A 2,900-nucleotide genomic window follows, 5' to 3' on the forward strand; every position below is an offset into this window, starting at 1 on the left:
GGGGCCGGGGCCGCCCTGTCTGGGAACGGGCCGCAGCGGCGATGACATGGGGGTGGAGTTTCCCGTCGGTGGTTTGCCCGACGTGCCGGGTGGTCTACAAATCGTATCCTTTGATGGCAGCGAAGCGGTTCTCTCGTGGAGCGACCCGGACGACAAGGAAGAGCAATTCGTCGTGGAGCGATCGAGGTGAGCCCGGCATGGGACAAGACACGCGGGGGAAGAACCCGCCATTACCGAGAGAGAAAGGAAAATGAAGCAAAATCCAAGGGTGCCTAAGGAAAGCACGAGCCTCGCCCGGCGAAGTCGGGAACCACGGGAAGTTTGTGACCAACGAAGGATCTGAATGAAGGAGAATGCGGAACTGCGAGCCAAGCGCGAAGCGAACCTCTGGCAGGCACGTGAGGCGGGCGAGGGAACCTCGAATCCCAAAGCCCCAAGAACTCTACGTAAGTCTCATCGTGTAGAGGAGGTGGTTGTGCAGCACTTTGTCTTGTCTCTTACCCGGGGAGGCCCTTCTCGGTGTTCACATGATAACTACGATCTTGATGAACAAAGCGAAGCCGGAAGGTGGAGCGAAGCCGTTAAGGGAATCGGACGAACCCATAGTAGCCGTAAAACAGCCCGCCGAAGACCTGCATGGCGACATGCGGAGAGGGGAAAACGGGATGAAAGCGCCTGGACGACGGGAGTCGGCCGGGAAGGAGGCGAAGGGGGGAACACAAGAGCGATCTGGCCTCACGAGAAGCCAGCGGAGCAGAGGCTGGGAAAACCAGAAAACCATCCGGACCGGAACCAGGCCGTACGCCTTGGGGAAAGAGCGGAGGGACAGCCGATGAAGCAACGCTGCAAAACAAGCAAAGCGAAGTGAGACAACTGGATCTAGGACTGGAAACAAGCGACGCGCACCGCCTCTACGAGGAGGTGTGTACGAAGCGCACTCTGGAACGGGCCTTCAAGAAAGTGAAGGCCAACCAGGGAGCGCCCGGCCCGGACGGGGAAAGCATCGAGGAATTCGAGGCGGACCTTGAGGCCAGGCTGGACCAACTGCGCAAGGAACTGGAAAGCTGGAGCTACCAGCCCAGTCCGGTTCGGCGCGTGGTGATCCCGAAACCCGGCGGCGGTGAACGTTTGCTGGGAATAGCCAACGTGCGCGACCGGATCGTGTACCAGGCCATAGCGATGGTGATGGGGCCGCTCTTTGAGCCTGGCTTCAGCGATCATTGCTACGGCTATCGGCCCGGACGAAGTCAACGCGACGCGGTCGCCGAGGCGCAAAAGCACGTAGGGGAGGGAAAGCAGTGGGTCGTGGATCTCGATTTGGAGAGATTCTTCGACACCGTCAATCACGATCGCGTACACCACCTGCTGCGGGACAAGGTCAAGGACCGCCGAATGATTCGTTTGGTGGCGATGATCTTGCGAAGCGGCATCTGGATCGACGGGAAAGTGGAAAGGAGCCGGGAAGGACTGCATCAAGGCAGCCCCCTCTCACCGCTGTTGAGCAATATCGTCTTGCACGAACTCGACGAAGAACTGGAAAAGCGCGGCCTGGACTTTGTGAGGTACGCCGACGACTGCAACATCTTCGTGTGCAGCCGGAAGGCGGCCGAGCGGGTGATGGACAAGCGGACCCGGTTTATCGAAGAGAAGCTCAAACTGTGGATGGGTGGGATACTACGCGATGAGCGAGTATCCGAGTCAGCTGCGGGTCATCGAGGCACGGATCCGAGTGCGATTCCGGTTGCAGTTCATCAAGAACCACAAACGCAAGAAACACCTCGTGAGAAAGCTGGTGAAGTGCGGCGTTCGCCGTCAAACCGCCTATCGAGAGGTCTACACGCGCAATCATGGACGCTGGCGCCTGGCGCACACCTTTGGGGTGGCACAGGCGTGGTCCGAAAGGTGGTTCGGTCACCGAGGTCTCCTGACGTTCTCCGGTGAGAGCCGGAGCCATTGGCAATCGCTGAAAGCCTATCCGAGGCTCTCGTGAGGAGCCGTGTACGGACCCGTACGCACGGTTCTGTGGGAGGACGGCCCCCTTCGGGGGGCCTCCTACCCGACCGGTGTGCGTTTCGGCCCGCCCCGTCGTAGCCTCAGACATCCTGACCTCTGATCCTGACCTCTGCCGGGCCAACGGACCTCGATCGGGAATCTTCCTGATACCACCCAGCGAGTTCGAACGATCGAACGTCTCAGCGACAAGCTACGGTGAATGCCGCCAGGATGGGCGGCGGTGCTTGTGCTTTCGGAGTGCGGCAAGCCATTGCCGCTTTCAGGTGGGCCGAGACATCGGCGGGGATCGCGTGTTTAGGCGTCCCAGCGCGCGATACCTCTCACCCTCAGCGCTGTCCGTCGCGCGAAAGCGGCTTGGTGTATCGGAGCGTCATCCCCCGCGATTGCTCGCGCCACCAAAAAGCGGTGATAGCTCCCCGCACTCCAAATCCGCCTAACAGGCCGGCGGGGGATCGGTTGAGATGAGCTATGAGGCGGTCTCTTCCCGGGGCGGACCCATGGTCGGAGGATCGCTGGCTTCGGCCAGCCGCGGGCGGTGCTTCTCGGCAAAGTGCGCCTCCAGAGAGTCGATCATCTCGAGATTCTTCAGACGATCTTCCAGGTCCTCGATGCGATTCTTGAGAGCTTCATTCTCCTTCTGATTGACGAGTTTTTCTCCCGAGGACCAGATTCGCACGGCCATCAGTCCGGCGCCCACGATGAGGGCGAGGGGAATGGCGCCCGCCATCAAGGGCGACATTCGTCCGATGATCGCACTCAGGGGGACGCACAGGGCCAGGCCCGCCAGGGTGATCCATCCCACCGTTGCGATGCCGGAGACTCTCGGGTCGCCGGTTTGATTCGTGTTGGACTGATTCCTTTCGCTGCTCATGCGTTTCTCCGCTCAC

The 2,900-nt window shown here is 60.6% G+C and carries 3 protein-coding genes; 2 read left to right on the plus strand and 1 reads right to left on the minus strand.

Annotation, left to right across the window (positions count from 1 at the left end; all coding sequences use genetic code 11):
- Together O2807_14140 and O2807_14145 are read left to right on the plus strand one after the other, a co-directional pair.
- The coding region (locus O2807_14140) for a hypothetical protein (GenBank protein ID MDA1001642.1) at nucleotides 1-190 on the plus strand (190 nt) is incomplete at its 5' end.
- Nucleotides 191-864: 674 nt separating this feature from the next.
- Nucleotides 865-1,941: a reverse transcriptase domain-containing protein gene (locus tag O2807_14145; GenBank protein ID MDA1001643.1), complete on the plus strand. Its 1,077-nt coding sequence runs from the start codon at nucleotides 865-867 to the stop codon at nucleotides 1,939-1,941.
- 538 nt (nucleotides 1,942-2,479) lie between these two features.
- On the opposite strand, the gene O2807_14150 is transcribed toward O2807_14145, so the two are convergent.
- Complete coding sequence (locus O2807_14150; GenBank protein MDA1001644.1) at nucleotides 2,480-2,884, minus strand: hypothetical protein; 405 nt, start codon at nucleotides 2,882-2,884, stop codon at nucleotides 2,480-2,482.
- Nucleotides 2,885-2,900: the final 16 nt, after the last annotated feature.

This window comes from bacterium, from assembly GCA_027622355.1.
GTDB lineage: Bacteria > UBA8248 > UBA8248 > UBA8248 > UBA8248 > JAQBZT01.